Annotated in this window: 18 protein-coding genes; 13 read left to right on the forward strand and 5 right to left on the reverse strand. The window is 59.9% G+C overall.

Features of this window, described 5'->3' with window-relative positions; translation table 11 throughout:
* Positions 1-2 precede the first annotated feature (2 nt).
* The 6 genes from AABC73_RS25930 to AABC73_RS25955 all read left to right on the forward strand — a co-directional run bounded on the left by AABC73_RS25930 (position 3) and on the right by AABC73_RS25955 (position 5,009).
* The gene (locus tag AABC73_RS25930; protein WP_341521489.1) at positions 3-1,103 is read left to right on the forward strand and encodes an ABC transporter permease; all 1,101 of its coding nucleotides are present in this window, start codon (positions 3-5) and stop codon (positions 1,101-1,103) included.
* Positions 1,103-2,029 (forward strand): ABC transporter permease, encoded by a 927-nt coding sequence (locus tag AABC73_RS25935; protein WP_331149964.1) that lies wholly within the window; start codon positions 1,103-1,105, stop codon positions 2,027-2,029. The genes AABC73_RS25930 and AABC73_RS25935 overlap by 1 nt, the downstream gene beginning before the upstream one ends.
* Positions 2,030-2,115: 86 nt before the next feature.
* Positions 2,116-2,802: an SDR family oxidoreductase gene (locus tag AABC73_RS25940; protein WP_341521490.1), complete on the forward strand. Its 687-nt coding sequence runs from the start codon at positions 2,116-2,118 to the stop codon at positions 2,800-2,802.
* Positions 2,803-2,916: 114 nt separating this feature from the next.
* Positions 2,917-3,237 (forward strand): type II toxin-antitoxin system RelE/ParE family toxin, encoded by a 321-nt coding sequence (locus tag AABC73_RS25945; RefSeq protein WP_341521491.1) that lies wholly within the window; start codon positions 2,917-2,919, stop codon positions 3,235-3,237.
* Positions 3,238-3,240: 3 nt separating this feature from the next.
* Positions 3,241-3,522: an XRE family transcriptional regulator gene (locus tag AABC73_RS25950; RefSeq protein WP_341521492.1), complete on the forward strand. Its 282-nt coding sequence runs from the start codon at positions 3,241-3,243 to the stop codon at positions 3,520-3,522.
* Between the two features lie 131 nt (positions 3,523-3,653).
* Positions 3,654-5,009 carry an 8-oxoguanine deaminase gene (locus AABC73_RS25955; RefSeq protein ID WP_341521493.1) on the forward strand — a complete coding sequence of 452 codons (1,356 nt, stop codon included), beginning with the start codon at positions 3,654-3,656 and terminating at the stop codon, positions 5,007-5,009.
* Positions 5,010-5,130: 121 nt separating this feature from the next.
* Here the strand turns inward: AABC73_RS25955 and AABC73_RS25960 are convergent, their stop codons facing one another.
* Entirely contained in the window at positions 5,131-6,219 is a 1,089-nt protein-coding gene (locus AABC73_RS25960) for a calcium:proton antiporter (RefSeq protein ID WP_341521494.1), read from the reverse strand.
* A 394-nt stretch (positions 6,220-6,613) separates the two neighbouring features.
* On the opposite strand from AABC73_RS25960, the gene AABC73_RS25965 reads away from it, so the two are divergent.
* From AABC73_RS25965 to AABC73_RS25975, 3 genes are all read left to right on the forward strand, one after another.
* The gene (locus tag AABC73_RS25965) at positions 6,614-7,711 is read left to right on the forward strand and encodes a BMP family ABC transporter substrate-binding protein (RefSeq protein WP_341521495.1); all 1,098 of its coding nucleotides are present in this window, start codon (positions 6,614-6,616) and stop codon (positions 7,709-7,711) included.
* Positions 7,712-7,842: 131 nt separating this feature from the next.
* A complete protein-coding gene (locus AABC73_RS25970; RefSeq protein WP_341521496.1) occupies positions 7,843-8,805 on the forward strand; it encodes a 2-oxoglutarate and iron-dependent oxygenase domain-containing protein in 963 nt (320 codons plus the stop codon).
* 82 nt (positions 8,806-8,887) lie between these two features.
* Positions 8,888-9,841: an adenosine deaminase gene (locus AABC73_RS25975; protein WP_331149958.1), complete on the forward strand. Its 954-nt coding sequence runs from the start codon at positions 8,888-8,890 to the stop codon at positions 9,839-9,841.
* Between the two features lie 69 nt (positions 9,842-9,910).
* Here the strand turns inward: AABC73_RS25975 and AABC73_RS25980 are convergent, their stop codons facing one another.
* Complete coding sequence (locus AABC73_RS25980; RefSeq protein WP_065835185.1) at positions 9,911-10,603, reverse strand: helix-turn-helix transcriptional regulator; 693 nt, start codon at positions 10,601-10,603, stop codon at positions 9,911-9,913.
* Positions 10,604-10,826: 223 nt separating this feature from the next.
* Positions 10,827-11,726: a LysR substrate-binding domain-containing protein gene (locus AABC73_RS25985; protein WP_341521497.1), complete on the reverse strand. Its 900-nt coding sequence runs from the start codon at positions 11,724-11,726 to the stop codon at positions 10,827-10,829.
* A 117-nt stretch (positions 11,727-11,843) separates the two neighbouring features.
* Here AABC73_RS25985 and AABC73_RS25990 point away from each other — a divergent pair, with 117 nt between their 5' ends.
* A complete protein-coding gene (locus AABC73_RS25990; protein WP_341521498.1) occupies positions 11,844-12,857 on the forward strand; it encodes a zinc-binding alcohol dehydrogenase family protein in 1,014 nt (337 codons plus the stop codon).
* A 149-nt stretch (positions 12,858-13,006) separates the two neighbouring features.
* Here the strand turns inward: AABC73_RS25990 and AABC73_RS25995 are convergent, their stop codons facing one another.
* Together AABC73_RS25995 and AABC73_RS26000 are read right to left on the reverse strand one after the other, a co-directional pair.
* On the reverse strand, positions 13,007-14,203 hold the full coding sequence (locus AABC73_RS25995) for a multidrug effflux MFS transporter (protein WP_341521499.1): 1,197 nt from the start codon (positions 14,201-14,203) through the stop codon (positions 13,007-13,009).
* A gap of 210 nt (positions 14,204-14,413) precedes the next feature.
* Positions 14,414-14,611, reverse strand: coding sequence for a cation transporter (locus AABC73_RS26000; RefSeq protein WP_341521500.1), 198 nt, complete (start codon positions 14,609-14,611; stop codon positions 14,414-14,416).
* Positions 14,612-14,767: 156 nt separating this feature from the next.
* Here AABC73_RS26000 and AABC73_RS26005 point away from each other — a divergent pair, with 156 nt between their 5' ends.
* From AABC73_RS26005 to cueR, 3 genes are all read left to right on the forward strand, one after another.
* Complete coding sequence (locus AABC73_RS26005; protein ID WP_341521501.1) at positions 14,768-15,148, forward strand: hypothetical protein; 381 nt, start codon at positions 14,768-14,770, stop codon at positions 15,146-15,148.
* 70 nt (positions 15,149-15,218) lie between these two features.
* Positions 15,219-17,414 carry a heavy metal translocating P-type ATPase gene (locus tag AABC73_RS26010; RefSeq protein WP_341524339.1) on the forward strand — a complete coding sequence of 732 codons (2,196 nt, stop codon included), beginning with the start codon at positions 15,219-15,221 and terminating at the stop codon, positions 17,412-17,414.
* Positions 17,411-17,812, forward strand: a complete 402-nt coding sequence (gene cueR, locus AABC73_RS26015) for a Cu(I)-responsive transcriptional regulator (protein WP_331149950.1) — start codon at positions 17,411-17,413, stop codon at positions 17,810-17,812. The genes AABC73_RS26010 and cueR overlap by 4 nt, the downstream gene beginning before the upstream one ends.
* Positions 17,813-18,043: the final 231 nt, after the last annotated feature.

An 18,043-nucleotide genomic window follows, 5' to 3' on the forward strand; every position in this document is an offset into this window, starting at 1 on the left:
CGATGCTGCTTTCCCTGGAACCGCGCGGACAACAATCACGAGCCATGTTGTGGTTTTCGCCGCTGTTGGCCGCCATCCTGACCCTGGCGTGCGGCTCTTTGCTGTTCATCATGCTGGGTCTGGACCCGCTGCTGACCTTGCACACCTTGTTGATCGCGCCAGTCAGCGATCTATACGGCGTGTCCGAATTGATGGTCAAGACGCTGCCCATTTTGCTCTGTGCGCTGGGTCTGGCAGTTGCCTATCAGGCGCGCATCTGGAACATCGGCGCCGAGGGCCAACTGCTGCTCGGCGCTTTGGCGGGCAGCGCCGTGGCGATTAATGTCATTGAGATTGAAAGTCGCTGGGCGCTGGCGCTGATTCTGCTCATGGGCACTCTCGGCGGCGCGGCGTGGGCCGGGCTGACCGCCTGGCTGCGCACGCATTTCAATGCCAACGAAATCCTCACCAGCATCATGCTCAATTACATTGCCCTCAACCTGCTGCTGTATTTCGTACATGGCTCGCTGAAAGATCCTGCGGGCATGAACTTCCCGGAATCCGCCATGTTTGGTGAGGCCAGCCGCTTGCCACTGCTCATGGAAGACGGCCGCGTGCATGCCGGGGTGTATTTCGCGCTGCTGGCGTTGGTGGCGGTCTGGGTGTTGCTGCAACGCAGCTTCGTTGGCTTCCAGATCAAAGTGCTCGGGTTGGACAAACGCGCGGCAGGCTTCGTCGGTTTTCGCGAGAAGCGCCTGGTGTGGCTCGCGCTGTTGATCAGCGGCGGGTTGGCCGGTCTGGCGGGGGTCTGCGAAGTCACCGGGCCAATCGGGCAACTGGTGCCGCAGGTTTCGCCGGGCTACGGCTACGCGGCAATTACCGTGGCGTTTCTCGGGCGACTCAACCCCATCGGCATTCTGTTTTCCAGTCTGCTGATGGCCTTGTTGTATCTGGGCGGCGAAAGCGCACAGATGACCTTGAACCTGCCGCAAGCCATCACGCAATTGTTTCAGGGGATGATGCTGTTTTTCCTGCTGGCCTGTGACGTGCTGATCCTTTATCGCCCGCGCCTCAAGCTGCGCTGGGCCAAACGCCAGATGGCGCCAGTCGCGGGAGCCGTGTGATGGATATCGATCTGCTGAGCAATATTTTCTTCGCCATGGTCCGCTGCGGCACACCACTGTTGTTGGTGGCGCTGGGTGAATTGATCTGCGAAAAGAGCGGCGTCCTCAATCTGGGCCAGGAAGGCATGATGCTGTTTGGCGCGGTGATCGGTTTTATCGTCGCCTTGAGCACCGGCAATCTGTGGCTCGGCGTATTGCTGGCGATGTGTGCTGGCATGCTGCTTTCAGGCCTGTTCGCCATCGTGGCGCTGGTGTTTAACGCCAATCAAGTGGCAACGGGGCTGGCCCTGACGATCTTTGGTGTCGGGCTTTCAAGCTTTGTCGGCGCAGCGTGGGTCGGCAAGCCGCTGCAGGGTTTCGAACCGGTTTTGATCCCGTTTCTCAGTGACATCCCGTTGATCGGTCGCATGCTGTTTGCCCAGGACATTCTGGTTTACCTGTCCTTCGCTCTGTTCGCGCTGGTCGCCTGGGCGCTGCTGAAAAGTCGGGTCGGCTTGATCATTCAGGCGGTCGGGGAAAATCCCGATGCGGCCAGCGCCATGGGTTTGCCGGTGTTGCGGGTGCGCGCGCTGGCAGTGCTGTTCGGCGGCGCGATGGCCGGTCTGGCCGGCGCTTATCTGTCGCTGGCCTACACACCGATGTGGGCGGAAAACATGAGCGCTGGACGCGGCTGGATTGCGCTGGCGCTGGTGGTATTCGCCAGCTGGCGCGTGTGGCGTCTGCTGTTGGGCGCGTGGCTGTTTGGTCTGGCCAGTATTCTGCATCTGGTGGCGCAAGGCATTGGCCTGGCGATTCCGTCCAATCTGCTGGCGATGCTGCCGTATGTCGCGACAATTCTGGTGTTGGTGCTGCTCTCGCGCAACGCCCTGCGCACCCGGTTGTACGCGCCGGTTTCGCTGGGCCAGCCGTGGCACGGCAGTTTGTAGGAGCCAACTTGTTGGCGAGGCGTTGTTTCTGAGTACACTCAAGCATTGCCTCGCGAACAAGTTCGCTCCTACAGGAGAACCATTTCATGTCAAATAACAAAACCGCACTGATCATCGGCGCCTCGCGCGGGCTGGGCCTTGGCCTGGTCCAACGCCTGCGCGAGCAGAACTGGAATGTGATTGCCACGGTGCGCGATCCGCAGAAGGCCGTTGACTTGAAATCCGTACCCGGAGTACGCATCGAAACCCTCGAGATGGATGACGTCGCCTCTCTGGACGCACTGACACAAACCTTGAAAGGACAGATTTTCGACGTGCTGTTCGTCAACGCCGGCATCATGGGCCCGCAACACCAAAGCGCCGCTCAGGCCACGGCAGCGGAGTTGGGCCAGCTGTTCCTGACCAATGCCATCGCGCCGATTCGCCTGGCCGAACGCTTCGTCCAGCAAATCCGCCCGAACAGCGGCGTGTTGGCGTTCATGAGTTCGGTCCTGGGCAGCGTCGCCTGTCCCGAAGGCGAAACCATGGCGTTGTACAAAGCCAGCAAGGCCGCGCTGAACTCCATGACCAACAGCTTCGTCGTGCAACTCCCGGAACCACGCCCTACCGTACTGTCCCTGCATCCTGGCTGGGTCAAAACCGACATGGGCGGCGAAGGCGCAGAAATCGACGTCGAAACCAGCACCAAAGGCCTGGTCCAACAGCTCGAAGCCTATTCCGGCAAGGGCGGGCATTACTTCGTGAATTACCGGGGTGAGACGATTGCTTGGTGAGATGGACTGCCTACAAAAGACGTTGAGCTTTCTGAAGCAGAAATGGAAAAGTCCTGCTAATATTTGTTATCGAAACCGATAACAATATGCTTCATCTCCATATGGAAATGAAGCATGAAACCAGTGAAATTTTTAGGCGACTCCCTGGATTGCCTCCGGGAGTTCCCATCGGCGGCACAGTCGGTCGCCGGTTTCCAGTTGGACCGGGTCCAACGAGGGATTGAACCTGAAGATTGGAAACCTATGAGCAGTATTGGCATTGGAGTCTGTGAAATTCGGGTTCGTGAGCCGACAGGCGCTTTCCGAATTCTGTATTTAGCGACACTGCCAACTGCGGTTTATGTGCTGCATGCGTTCCGTAAAAAAAGTCAAAAGACAGCAAAACGCGATATTGATCTTGCTGCCAAAAGGCTGCGCGATCTGATGAGAGGTTAAAAGATGATCGAAGAACAAACTTTTGCCAGCGTATGGGATGCGCTTGCGGACACTGCCCAAGAAGCAGCGCACCTCAAAGTGCGATCTGCACTCATGATTGAATTGAACGAGCGCATTAAAGAATGGGCCGGCAGCGATACCCAAAAGGCCGCTCGCCTTGGGATCACCAAGCCGCGTTTTTCCAATTTAAAGGCCGGTCGGGTTGATTTGTTCAGTCTTGACGCGCTGGTCGATCTCGCAGCAACCGCAGGTTTGGCGGTCTCCCTTAATCTGGCCGCAGCTTGATCAGCCTTGCACTGACGCATTAGAATCCCCTCCCTCGCCAGCCCTGCCCCCGCAGTGCTGGCGACCCTGGATCAGCAGACAGGGCAACACTGAGCTGGCAAACCTGAACTCATTTTCAGAGGAGCCGGCCAATGCCCGCGATCCGTATCTGGTTGAAAAACCCCCTCGCTGTTTTCACCGCCAATGACCTCGATGCCCGGGGAGGATTGGTGATTGAAAACGGCGTCATCGTCGAAATGCTCGCTGCCGGTCAGCAACCCGCTACGCCTTGCGATCAGACCTTCGATGCGCGCGAGCATGTGTTGCTGCCGGGGTTGATCAATACTCACCACCACTTTTATCAAACCCTGACCCGCGCCTGGGCGCCGGTGGTGAATCAGCCGCTGTTCCCCTGGCTGAAAACCTTGTATCCGGTGTGGGCGCGATTGACGCCGGACAAGCTCGCGCTGGCCAGCAAAGTGGCATTGACCGAATTGTTGCTGTCGGGCTGCACCACGGCGGCCGATCACCATTATCTGTTTCCGGATGGCCTGGAAAACGCCATCGATGTGCAGGTCGAGAGCGTCCGTGAATTGGGCATGCGCGCCATGCTGACGCGCGGTTCCATGAGTCTGGGCGAAGACGACGGTGGCCTGCCGCCGCAGCAAACCGTGCAACAGGGCGAAGTCATTCTTGAAGACAGCCAACGCCTGATCCAGCGCTACCACCAGCGCGGCGATGGCGCGCAGATCCAGATCGCCTTGGCGCCCTGTTCGCCGTTTTCCGTAACCCCGCAGATCATGGCCGAAAGCGCCGCGCTGGCCGACAAGCTCGATGTGCGCCTGCACACGCATTTGGCGGAAACCCTCGACGAAGAAGATTTCTGCCTGCAACGTTTTGGCCTGCGTACCGTGGATTATCTGGACAGCGTTGGCTGGCTTGGCCCGCGCACCTGGCTGGCCCACGGCATTCATTTCAACCCGGACGAGATCGCCCGCCTCGGCGCAGCAGGCACGGGTGTTTGTCATTGCCCGAGTTCGAACATGCGGCTCGCGTCGGGCATTTGTCCGACGCTGGATCTGCTCGCGGCGGGCGCGCCGCTGGGCCTTGGCGTTGATGGATCGGCGTCCAACGATGCGTCGAACATGATGCTCGAAACCCGTCAGGCGCTGTACCTACAACGCCTGCGCTACGGCGCCGAAAAAATCACCCCGGAACTGGTATTGGGCTGGGCCACCAAAGGCTCGGCGCAACTGTTGGGGCGCAGCGATATTGGCGAGCTGGCGGTGGGCAAACAGGCGGATCTGGCGCTGTTCAAGCTCGATGAACTGCGCTTCTCCGGCAGTCATGATCCGATTTCAGCGCTGCTGCTGTGCGGCGCGGACCGGGCCGATCGGGTGATGATCGGCGGCCAGTGGCGGGTGATCGACGGCCAGGTTGAAGGGCTGGACCTCAAGGGTTTGATCGCCGATCACAGCCAGGCGGCGCGGGAGTTGATTGCCGGTTAAGTCGACGCTATTTCGTAGGACCGGCTTCAGCCGGGAGAGGGCCGGCACAGCCGTTGCATTTCCTCGATCAAGAAACACGCTCTCCCGGCTAAAGCCGGTCCTACAGAGAGTGAGTCCGTCCTCAAAGCCCCAACAACGACAACATGATGAACGTCGCAAACAACACGAAGTGGGTCATGCCTTCGATGGCATTGGTTTCGCCATCGTTAAGGTTGATCGCGCTGACCAGCAAGGTGATGAAGATCATCACCGTCTGCACCGGGGTCATGGCCATCTGGAACGGTTGGCCGGTATAAAGCGCCATGGCTTCCATGACCGGAACGGTAAGAATCACCGTGGACAACGAAGCGCCAAGCGCAATGTTGACCACCGACTGCATGCGGTTGGCCAGTGCCGCGCGCAGAGCAGTCAGGATTTCCGGTGCTGCAGAAATAGCCGCCACCAGAATCGCAGTCATCACGGGCGGCGCGCCGGTGCCTTCAAGGCCGAGGTCGACGGTCTTGGACATCACTTCCGCCAACGCGCCAATAACCACGATGCCGACGAACAGCGTGCCGATGGAGCGCGTCAGATTGACCGGTTCCTCTTCGACAGCGGGGTCATTGCGCTTCTTTTTCTCCGGGTAGCTGTAGCTGAAGAAATAGCTGTGCGGCCCGACCTGCATGCGCAGGAACAAGGTGTACAAGACAATCATCGCGCCAATGGTAAAGGCCGAATACAGCTTCCAGTCACCCTCGGGAATGAATTCCGGCACCACCATGGAAACACCCATGGCAGTCAGAATCATCACGCTGTAAGTGCGCGCCGAGTCATCGTTGTAGGACTGCTCGCCATGCTTGAGCCCGCCCATCAATGCCGCCAGACCGAGGATGCCGTTGATGTCGAGCATCACCGCCGAGTAGATCGTGTCTCGCACCAGCGTCGGCGAAGGCTCGTTGTTCATCATGATCGCCAGGATCACCACTTCGACGAGCACCGCCGACAGGGTCAAAATCATCGTGCCGTAAGGATCGCCGACTTTTTCGGCCAGCAGCTCGGCATGGTGCGCGACACGCATCGAGGCGCAGACGATAAACGCGACCAGCGCAATCCCCGCTGTCAACGCGATGGCCTGGCCGTTGTTGAGGAACCAGTGTTCGAAGGGATAGGCGACAAATGTCGCGAGTATCGCCAGCAGAAGAAACTTTTCTTGCTTGAGTATTGAGCCCATTAACTGCCTTTTAAACCTTGCGCCGAGTACCGCAGGGCTTCTTAGTGAAACGTTTAAGTGAAGCGTTCATGGCGTTGAGAGTGCTGAGTGTAAGCAAAGGTTTCAAAACCTGCGAAATCGTCCGGCACAGACTGTGTGAAAACGCGAATCAGTCACCGCAGTACGGCAGACGTACCACGTTATCGTTCTTCGCGGGCAAACCCGGCTCCAACGGCTGATGCACCAGTTAGCAGCAGCCGCGGGGCTTGATGCACTGTCGAGTGTCGTCCCGCGCATCGCAAAAACCGCGAAAGACACTGCGCCGCTATTAACTGTCCAGTTGGTCAGTTTTTTGCATTGCTTGAGCAACCCGCTAAGACGGCCATGCCAACAAGACCCCAAGGAGCTAGACCTGATGCATTCCACTCTTCACCCGCGTCGTCCCCTGAAAAAATTGCTGTGCGCCGTGGCAGCAGTCGTCGGTCTGGGTTCGAGCCTGATGGCTGCGGCCGCCGATCCGTTGAAAGTCGGCTTCGTCTACATCGGTCCGATTGGCGACCACGGCTGGACGTATCAGCATGAGCAAGGCCGCAAGGCGATGGTTGAAGCCCTCGGCGACAAAGTGACCACCAGTTTTGTCGAGAACGTTCCGGAAGGCGCGGACGCCGAGCGGGTCATTCGCAACATGGCCAAAGGTGGTTACGACCTGGTGTTCACCACGTCCTTCGGCTACATGAACCCGACACTGAAAGTGGCCAAGCAATTTCCAAAGGTGACGTTCGAACACGCCACCGGCTACAAGCAGGACAAGAACCTCGGCACTTATCTGGCACGCACCTATGAAGGCCGCTACGTCAGCGGGTTCCTGGCGGCCAAGATGACCAAGACCAAGAAGGTCGGTTATGTGGCTTCCTTCCCGATCCCGGAAGTGATCCGCGACATCGACGCGATCCAACTGGCGCTGAACAAGTACAACCCCGGCACCGAAATCAAAGTGGTCTGGGTCAACTCCTGGTTCGATCCGGGCAAGGAAGCCGATGCCGCCAACGCGCTGATCGACCAGGGTGTCGATGTGGTCTTCCAGCACACTGACAGCCCGGCGCCGATTCAGACGGCTGAACGTCGCGGCGTCTACGCTGTGGGTTACGCCTCGGACATGGCGCACTTCGGACCCAAAGCGGTGCTGACGTCCATCGTCAACAACTGGGGCCCGCATTACATCCAGGCCACCCAAAGCGTCATCGACGGCACCTGGAAATCCCAGGATTACTGGGGCGGCCTGAAGGAAGGCACGGTGCAGCTGCCGATCAGCGATGTGGTACCGGCGGACGTGAAAGCTGAAGCAGAGAAACTCATCGCCAGCATCGAAAGCGGCGAATTCCACCCGTTCACCGGCCCGATCAAGGATCAGACCGGCGCGGTGAAAATCCCGGCGGGCAAAACCGCAACCAACGCGGAACTGGCTTCGATGAATTACTACGTCGAAGGCATCAAGGCTGAGTTGCCGAAGTAATCTGGAACACATTACGTAAGACCGGCTTCAGCCGGGAAGGCGGTATGTCCAACAAAGACGACGTATCGGATGTACCGACCTCCTCCCGGCTAAAGCCAGTCCTACGAAAAAACACTATCAGGACAAACACCGTGAACCAGCTCCCGATCATCGATATCGCCCCGCTGTACGGCAACGACCAACAGGCTTGGCAAAGCGTTGCGGCGCAGATTGACCAGGCCTGTCGTGAGTGGGGATTCTTCTATATCACAGGCCATCCGATCAGCGCCGAGCGCATTGAACAGGTGGTCGGCAGCGCGCAGCAATTCTTCGCCCTGTCCCAGGCTGAAAAACTCAAGATCGACATCACCCAGACCCGTCATCATCGCGGCTATGGCGCCATCGCCACCGAGCAGCTTGATCCGAACCTGCCCAGCGACCTTAAAGAAACCTTCGACATGGGCTTTCATCTGCCCGCCGATCATCCTGACGTCCTCGCCGAACAACCGTTGCGCGGCCCCAATCGCCATCCGGACCTGCCGGGCTGGCAAGCGCTCATGGAACAGCACTATCTGGACATGCAGGCACTCGGGCAAACCTTGCTCCAGGCCATCACCGTGGCCTTGGGCATCGAGCGCGATTTCTTCGATCAACGATTCGTCGAGCCTGTCAGCGTGCTGCGCTTCATTCATTACCCGCCGCGCCATACCGCCACTTCCGAGCAGCAACAAGGCGCCGGCGCGCATACCGATTACGGCTGCATCACCTTGTTGCATCAGGATGCGGCGGGCGGTTTGCAGGTGCGCAACGTTGACGGCCAGTGGATCGATGCGCCGCCCATCGACGGTACGTTCGTGGTCAATATTGGCGACATGATGGCGCGCTGGAGCAACGACCGTTATCTGTCCACGCCGCATCGAGTGATCAGCCCGCTCGGCGTGGACCGCTACTCGATGCCGTTCTTCGTCGAGCCCAACCCGGGCACCCGTATCGAATGCCTGCCCGGCTGCCAAAGCGCCACCCGGCCAGCTCGCTACCCGACAACCACCTGTGCGGAGTTTCTGCTGTCGCGCTTCGCCGATACCTACGCTTATCGCCGGGAGCAGCAAGGCTAATTGAACCGCTTGGTCAGGTTTCAGCCTGAAAAGAGCCTGAGTCTGTAGAATGCCGGCGATCTGCGCCTGATGAGAAAAGCACATGTACGATTGGTTGAACGCCCTGCCCAAGGCAGAACTGCACTTGCACCTGGAGGGTTCGCTGGAGCCGGAACTGCTCTTCGCCCTGGCCGAGCGCAATAAAATTGCCCTGCCGTGGAATGACGTCGAAGCCCTGCGCGGCGCCTATGCCTTCAACAACCTGCAAGAGTTTCTCGACCTGTATTACCAGGGCGCGGACGTGCTGCGCACCGAGCAGGATTTCTACGACCTGACCTGGGCCTACCTGTTGCGCTGCAAAGCCCAGAACGTCATCCATACCGAACCGTTCTTCGATCCGCAGACTCATACCGATCGCGGCATTCCTTTCGAAGTCGTCCTCAATGGCATCGCCAGCGCGTTGAAGGATGGCCAGTCGAAACTGGGCATCGGCAGCGGTCTGATCCTCAGTTTCCTGCGCCACTTGAGCGAAGAAGAAGCCGAAAAGACCCTCGACCAGGCGCTGCCATTCCGCGATGCGTTCGTTGCCGTGGGTCTGGACAGCTCGGAAATGGGCCACCCGCCGAGCAAGTTCCAGCGCGTCTTTGATCGCGCTCGCAACGAAGGCTTCCTGACCGTTGCCCATGCTGGCGAAGAAGGCCCGCCCGAATACATCTGGGAAGCCCTGGACCTGCTGAAAATCCAGCGGATCGACCATGGCGTGCGCGCCATCGAAGACGAGCGTCTGATGCAGCGCATCATCGACGAGCAGATTCCGCTGACGGTTTGCCCGTTGTCCAACACCAAGCTGTGCGTGTTCGACGACATGGCCAAACACAACATCCTCGACATGCTGGAACGCGGCGTGAAGGTCACGGTGAACTCCGATGACCCGGCCTACTTCGGCGGCTACGTCACCGAAAACTTCCATGCGCTGTATACCCATCTGGGGATGACCAAGGATCAGGCGCAACGCCTGGCACAAAACAGTCTCGATGCCCGTTTGATCAAGCCCTGACTGATCAAGACTTGCAGCAAGCGCGGTGCCAGTAACCCTGGCACCGCTGCCGTCGCGCGCAAGATCGGCTCAGGCTGCCGAGGCGATTCTGCCGATTTCCCGCTGCCCGCTGGACGAGACCTGCAAGGTGCTGGATTCCTCGGTTTCGCGTAACCAGCCCATCTGAATGAACAGCTGCAACAGCCCCGCGCCCAAGGCGCCGCCCAAATGCGGGCTGCGCTCACTCCAGGCCGGGCAGGCGCACACGGTTTCGCGCTGACGCAGCGCCAACGCCGGAACATAAATCCCTCGCTCGGCAAACTTCGCGACGCCCACGCTGGTCACTTCGATACGCTGTTCCTGCTGCTCGATCCAGCCTGCGCCGAGCAACCGCTGATACAGGTCAGCAGCCATTTCACCCCCCAGATGATCACTGCAAACCCGCGCCCGACGCAGCGGCAAGGCCGGCATGGGCTGGGCGACGCTGCGGCTGATTTGCTCGGCGCTCACCAGCGAAGCATTGGCCATAGCCTCGACAACAGTGCCGACCTCGGGCCCCGCCAGACGAAAGAAACGTTTGCGGCCGCGCACTTCCTGCTTGACCAGCCCACCCGACGCCAACCGCGCCAGATGCGCGCCCGCCGAAGACGTGGTCAGCCCCGCCAGCAGGGCCAATTCATCGGCGGGCCTGGCGGTGCCATCCATCAACGCCCAAATCATTGCGCTGCGCTTGGGGTCAGCCAGCAAGGTCGCAATGTGGCTGATGCAAGGTGCATATTCCATGTATTCACTCCCTGTGATGTCGCTGCAAAGCAAAAGGTGACGAAGTAACCAACCAAGAACAAACAGCACAAGCGCGCAAAAAAACATTCAACCACGATCCACATGTTCGCAGCTCAATGTCGGTATTGGTATTTACCTGCACGATTTTCCGAACTGTCCGTAAGGCAATTCGCTTCGCGCTGTGGGATTCGGATTTGGTTGTGCTGTATCGGCCTGCAGCGGCTTACCTGCTCCACGCTTCACAACGACGCGCGAGCATTTCGCGTAACAAATTAACCGGCTTGCTCAGTTGCGCACGATGCGCGCACAACAGGTTCAGCGGCGTCGCTTCCCCCTGTAACTGTGGCATCAGCACCTTCAATCTGCCTGCGCGCACATCGGCGGCAACATCCAGCCAGGACTTATATGCCACGCCAGCCCCCGCCAATGCCCACAAGCGCACCACATCGGCATCATCGCTGAAGCGGTCGCCGCGCACGGTCAGGCTCATTTCGCGCTTGCCGTCATGAAAGGTCCAATGATCGTGGACACGATTACCCAACATGAACAGCAGGCAATTGTGCTGCGCCAGTTGCTCCACATGGTGCGGTTCGCCGCAGCGCGCCAAATAGTCAGGCGAGGCGCATAACACCCGGCGATTGAGCGGCGCGATGGGCAGCGCGACCAGGCTTGAATCCTCGGGCTCGCCATACCGCAACGCGATGTCCACCGGCTGGCGAAACAGGTCAGCGATGCGATCACCCAGCAACAGGCGAACCGTCAGTTGCGGATGCTCGCGCTGGAATTCATCGAGCCAGGGCAGCAACACGTTGCGACCAAAATCCGAAGGTGCTGAAAGCTGCAGCACGCCATTGCATTGATCCTGGCTGCTGGCCAATAAACGTCGGCCCTCGTCGAGGCTGCTTAAAGCCGAGCGCGCATAGGCCAGAAAACCCTCGCCCTCGGCGGTCAGTCGCAGGCTGCGGGTGGAGCGCGCCAGCAAACGCGCACCCAGCTGCTGTTCGATACGCTTGAGCGCGGCGCTGGCCACCGCCGCCGACAGATCCATGGCCCGCGCGGCAGCGGACAAACTGCCCAGATCAGCCGCACGAACGAACAATTGCAGGTCATCGAAACGCAGCATGGCGGTCCATTATCAATGTTTCATTGAAAGAGCCTGCCGTTTTAGCGGGTTTTATCTTTGAAGGAAATAGCCAATCATCCCCGACATTGAACATCCAGCCAATCTTCAGGAGCCTTTATGAAAGCCATCGCTTATTACCACGCGCTGCCCATCACCGATGAGCAAGCCTTGCAGGACATCGATCTGCCGGAGCCCGCCGCCGGTCCGCGCGACTTGCTGGTGGAAGTCAAAGCGATCTCGGTGAACCCGGTCGACACCAAGGTGCGCCAGAACGTCCAGCCCGAAGGCGGCGAAGCCAAGGTGCTGGGTTGGGACGTCGCGGGCGTGGTCAAGGCGGTGGGCAGCGAAGTCACGCTGTTCCAGCCAGGTGACAAGGTGTTTTATGCCGGCTCGCTGACCCGGCCGGGGGCAAACAGCGAACTGCACGTTGTCGATGAGCGCATCGTCGGCCATATGCCGAAAACCCTGAGTTTCGCCCATGCTGCAGCCCTGCCGCTGACGGCGATCACTGCCTGGGAATTGCTCTTCGAGCGCTTGCAGGTCGCGGAAGGTGAAAGTGCCAGCCCGCAAAGCCTGCTGATCGTCGGTGCGGCTGGCGGCGTTGGTTCGATTCTCACCCAGCTTGCCCGGCAGCTGACTTCACTGAAAGTGATCGGCACCGCATCGCGTGCGGAAACCACTGCCTGGGTTCGCGAGCTGGGCGCCCACGAAGTGCTGGATCACAGCAAGCCGCTGAGTGAGGAACTCAAGCGTGCCGGACTGGAAAGCGTCACTCACGTGGCGAGCCTGACCCAGACCGATCAGCATCTGGACCAACTGGTCGAAGCGTTGCAGCCGCAAGGCAAGCTGGGCCTGATCGACGACCCCAAATCCCTCGACGTGAGCAAGCTCAAGCGCAAGAGCCTGTCACTGCACTGGGAGTTCATGTACACCCGCTCGATGTTCGGCACGCCGGACATGATCGAACAACACAAACTGCTCAATCGTGTCGCCCAGCTCATCGATGCGGGAACCCTGAAAACCACATTCGGCGAGCATTTCGGCACCATCAACGCCAGCAACCTGCGCCGCGCCCATGAACTGCTGGAAAGCGGCAAGGCCAAAGGCAAGATTGTGCTGGAAGGGTTCTGAGGCGCAGCAAACATCGGATCGGTAGGACCGGCTTCAGCCGGGAGGGCGAGAGTTCCGACGACGCAGCTGCTGCGAATGGACTGGCCTCCTCCCGGCTAAAGCCAGTCCTACGCGGTGTATTTGTTTGATAGCAGGGATAACAGCCGAATCTAGACCCGCGCCGCCAGCGCATCGCGCTTGCCCTGCAAACGCCGGGTCAGCACCGACATGCTCACGGCAACGATCCCGCACAGGCTGATCACCAGCGCCATCGGCACTGCGCTGCCGTCATGCAGCACGCCGACCAACGCCGCAGCACCCGCTGCCACGCTGAACTGCAGACAGCCGAGCAACGCCGAAGCGCTGCCCGCTCGCGCCCATTGCCCGTTCATCGCACACGCCGAAGCGTTGGGGATGATGCAACCGAGGCTGGCAATACACACAAACAACGGCACCAGCAGCGGCCACAATTTTTCGCTGTGAACACCCGCGATCCCGAGCAGCACCAGCGCTGCCACCAGATAAACCCAGATCGCCCGCGACAGCAGGAAAGCCGGACCGCGCTTGCCGAGGATCCGTGCGTTGATCTGCGCCACCAGGATGAAACCGGCAGCATTCGCACCGAACAGCCAGCCGTAATGCTCAGCCGGCACGCCGTACAACTTGATGAAGACGAAAGGCGAACCCGCGATGTAGGCGAACATCCCGGCCATGGCGATGCCGCCGGTCAACGCGTGCCCGAGAAAAACCCGATCCTTGAACAGGTTGGCGTACTGCCCAAACGCACCTGTCAGCGGCAGGCGCGGATGAGTCGCCGGCATGCTTTCCGGCAACCACAAGGCGACAGACAGCGAAGCCAGCGCACTGAACGCGGTAAGCGACAGGAAAATCGCCTGCCAGCCGTAAACATTGACCAGCAGCCCACCTAGCATCGGCGCGAGTATCGGCGCCAATCCCATGACCAGCATCAGCTGGGAAAACACCTTCGCCGACTGCACCGCATCGCATTTGTCACTGACAATCGCCCGGGAAATCACCATCCCCGCACAACCGCCCAAGGCCTGCACGAAACGCGCGCCGATCAGCCATTCCAGACTCGGCGCGAAAGCGCAGGCCAGCGATGCCAAGGTGAACAGCGTGACGCCAACCAACAGCGGAACACGCCGACCAAACCGGTCAGCCACAGGACCGTAGGCCAGTTGCCCGATGGACAGCCCGAGGAAATAGGCCGCGAGGGTCAGCTGGACGTGTTGCTCGTCAGTGCCAAACGCGAGGGCAATGGCGGGAAAACCCGGCAGATAGAAATCGATGGCCAACGGGCCGAAGGCGCTCAATGCACCAAGAATCAGGATGCTTCTCAGGTTCATCAGGTATCCAGACAGTATTCAACGCAGCGGGCTAGTCTACCCGGCCTCTCTGGTACCGAACGCCTGATGGGGAAAATTACTGCAAAAAATCTCGGTGACATCATGTTTCCGCAGGACTGGCTTTAGCCGGGAGGACGAAGGTACAAACGCCAGAGCTGCTGTGAGTGTATTGGCGGTCTCCCGGCTAAAGCCGGTCCTACGAACCGATACCTAAACAACCTGCGCCTGATACCCCTCCTCCACGATCAAACCGATGACCTGCTCGGTCGTCAGATCACTTTCAACCAGCACCTCGCCGGTGGGCAGGTCAACCTGGACGATAGCCGCCGCGTCCTGGCCTTTAATGGCATTGGTCACCGCCTTCACACAGTGCCCGCAGGTCATGCCTTGAACGTTGAATCGCTGCATGGTGTTGCTCCTTCAAACGAGTATGGGAAACACTGGCTGCCATGTTTGACCTTCCTGCCGTGGCAAGGTCAAGTTTCTGTTTTACCTGCCGGGCTGGTATTCGGTGCGAGCCTCGGCCAAGCTGCGTCATTACTGTCTACATCAGGAGTATCAGCGATGCGCTGGTCAGTATTGAGCCTCTTCGGCATTCTCGGTTTGTTGGCTGCCTCCCCAGCGGTTCAAGCCGATCAGGATTACGGCGTTCTGATCATTTCCCGCGAGCGCCTGGAAGTCGGGACGTCCTGCGAGATCGGCGTGTATATCCAGGATCAACTGGTCGGGCGTCTGTTTCAGGAACAATCGGCGTCGTTCAATCTGCCCGCAGGCGATGTGTCGATCCGCTTGCGCCTGCTGCCAGGTGGTGTGTTCGGTTGCGATCCGGGCATGGAAGCGCAGAACGGCACGCGGATCAAAATCCGGGCGGGCGACATTCTCAAATTCCGCATTGCTGCCAACCTAAATGGCTTGTATCTCAAGCACGCCGACCTGAACTATTGATCCAGGCTTGACATTGACCTCATAGAAAGGTTGATCCTTGCTGGCATTACGTCTTCAGGGAGTGTTCAAGATGCTCAAGCCGGTTTCTTTCGATTTGCCGATTTCCGGGATGACCTGCGCCAGTTGCGCGGGTCGCGTTGAACGTGCGCTGGCCAAAGTGCCCGGCGTCAGTCGTGTCAGCGTCAATCTGGCCAACGAACAGGCCCACGTCGAAACCCTCACGCCGCTGGACCCGGCGACGCTGATCGCCGCCGTGGTAAAGGCAGGCTACGGCGCCACGACCCTGGAAAACCAACCGACCGAGGTTGACTACCAACAGCACCTGCGCAAGGAACGCTGGGCATTGTTCCTGGCTATCGCCCTGGCGGTGCCTTTGCTGCTGCCGATGCTGCTTGAACCACTTGGCGTGCACTGGATGTTGCCGGCATGGGTGCAATTCGCCTTGGCGACACCGGTGCAGTTCATTTTGGGTGCGCGCTTCTATGTCGCTGCCTGGAAAGCCGTGCGCGCCGGTGCTGGCAACATGGATTTGCTGGTGGCACTCGGCACCAGCGCCGGGTATGGCTTGAGTCTGTACGAATGGGCCAACTCGGCGCCGGGCAGCATGCCGCATCTGTATTTCGAGGCTTCAGCGGTGGTCATCGCCTTGGTTTTGCTGGGCAAATACCTTGAAAGCCGAGCCAAGCGCCAGACGGCCAGCGCGATTCGCGCCCTTGAAGCCTTGCGTCCGGAACGCGCCATCCAGGTCATCGACGGCCAGGAACACGACGTAGCGATCAGCGCCCTGCGTCTCGGCGATCTGGTCGCAGTGAAACCTGGCGAACGTTTCCCGGTCGATGGCCAGGTGCTGGAAGGCCGCAGCCACGCAGACGAAGCCTTGATCAGTGGCGAAAGCCTGCCAGTGCCGAAACAGCCCGGCGATAAAGTCACCGGTGGCGCGATCAACGGTGAAGGCCGCCTGGTGGTGAAGACCACGGCCTTGGGCGCGGAAACGGTGCTGGCGCGGATCATTCGTCTGGTGGAAGACGCTCAGACGGGCAAAGCGCCGATCCAGAAACTGGTGGATAAAGTCAGCCAGGTGTTCGTCCCGGTCGTATTGCTGATCGCCTTGGCAACGTTGGTTGGCTGGCTGCTGGCCGATGCGTCACTGGAAACGGCGCTGATCAATGCCGTCGCGGTGCTGGTGATCGCTTGTCCCTGCGCGCTCGGTCTGGCGACGCCCACTGCAATCATGGCCGGGACCGGCGTGGCGGCGCGCTACGGCATTCTGATCAAGGACGCCGAAGCACTGGAACGCGCCCACGAAGTGACCGCCGTGGTCTTCGACAAGACCGGCACCCTGACGTCGGGCACGCCGCGCATCGCGCACCTGACGGCGGTCGCTGGCAGCGAAGAGCAAATCCTTGAATGGGCCGGTGCGTTGCAACGCGGCAGCGAGCATCCGCTGGCCAGGGCCGTACTGGATGCCTGCAAGGAATTGCATATCAACCCGACCACCGTTGAGAACAGCCAGTCCCTGGCCGGACGCGGAATTGCCGGTACATTTCAGGGCCGCATGCTCGCCCTGGGCAATCGCCGTCTGCTGGAAGAACACGCCTTGCCTATGGGTGAATTGGCGGATGCCGCACGGACCTGGGAAGCCGAAGGCCGCACCTTATCCTGGCTGATCGAACAGAGCCCCAATCCCGCCGTGCTGGGCCTGTTCGCCTTTGGTGACACGTTGAAACCCGGCGCGCTGCATGCCGTGCAACAGTTGTCGGCGCGACATATCAGCAGCCATTTGCTGACCGGCGACAATCAAGGCAGCGCGCGGGTAGTGGCCCAGGCGCTGGGCATCAGTGACGTGCACGCCGAAGTGTTGCCCGCCGACAAGGCCGCGACGGTGATCGCACTGAAAAAGCATCATGTGGTGGCAATGGTTGGCGACGGCATCAACGACGCGCCCGCGCTGGCGGCCGCCGACATCGGCATCGCCATGGGTGGCGGCACCGATGTGGCCATGCAGGCAGCCGGGATCACCCTGATGCGCGGTGACCCACGATTGATTCCGGCGGCGCTGGACATCAGCCGCAAAACCTACGCAAAGATTCGCCAGAATCTGTTCTGGGCGTTCGTCTATAACCTGATCGGCATTCCATTGGCGGCGTTCGGTTTTCTCAACCCGGTGCTGGCGGGCGCGGCAATGGCGTTGTCCAGCGTCAGCGTGGTCAGCAACGCCTTGTTGCTCAAGACGTGGAAGCCCGACGAGCAGGAGGATCAGCAATGAACATCGGCCAGGCGGCGAAAAACAGTGGCCTGAGCGCCAAGATGATTCGTTATTACGAGTCCACCGGACTGCTCAAACCCGCGCATCGCAGCGACAGCGGTTATCGCCTTTACGCGAGCGAAGACTTGCATACCCTGGCGTTCATCAAGCGCTCGCGGGATCTGGGATTTTCTCTCGAAGAAGTCGGCAAGCTGCTGACCTTGTGGCAAGACCGGCAACGCGCCAGCGCCGACGTCAAGGCGCTGGCCCGGCAACACATCGTCGAGCTCAACCAGAAGATCGATGAACTGGCGAGCCTGCGCGATACCTTGCAGGAGCTGGTTGAACACTGCCAGGGCGACGACCGCCCGGATTGCCCGATCCTCAAGGACCTGGCTTCGGGTGGGTGTTGCGGGTGATGGAGATGCTGGCCAATCCGACGCCATCGGGGACAAGTCCCCTCCTACCGGCTTACACAAATCAGGTAGGACCGAACTTGTCCGGGAGACGCTGGCGCAGGCAACGGATGGGTGTCAGGCGAAATACTGTCGGCCAATCCGACGCCATCGGGGACAAGTCCCCTCCTACCGGCTTACACAAATCAGGTAGGACCGGACTTGTCCGGGAGACGCTGGCGCAGGCAACGGATG

The organism is Pseudomonas sp. G.S.17 (assembly GCF_038096165.1).
Lineage (GTDB): Bacteria > Pseudomonadota > Gammaproteobacteria > Pseudomonadales > Pseudomonadaceae > Aquipseudomonas.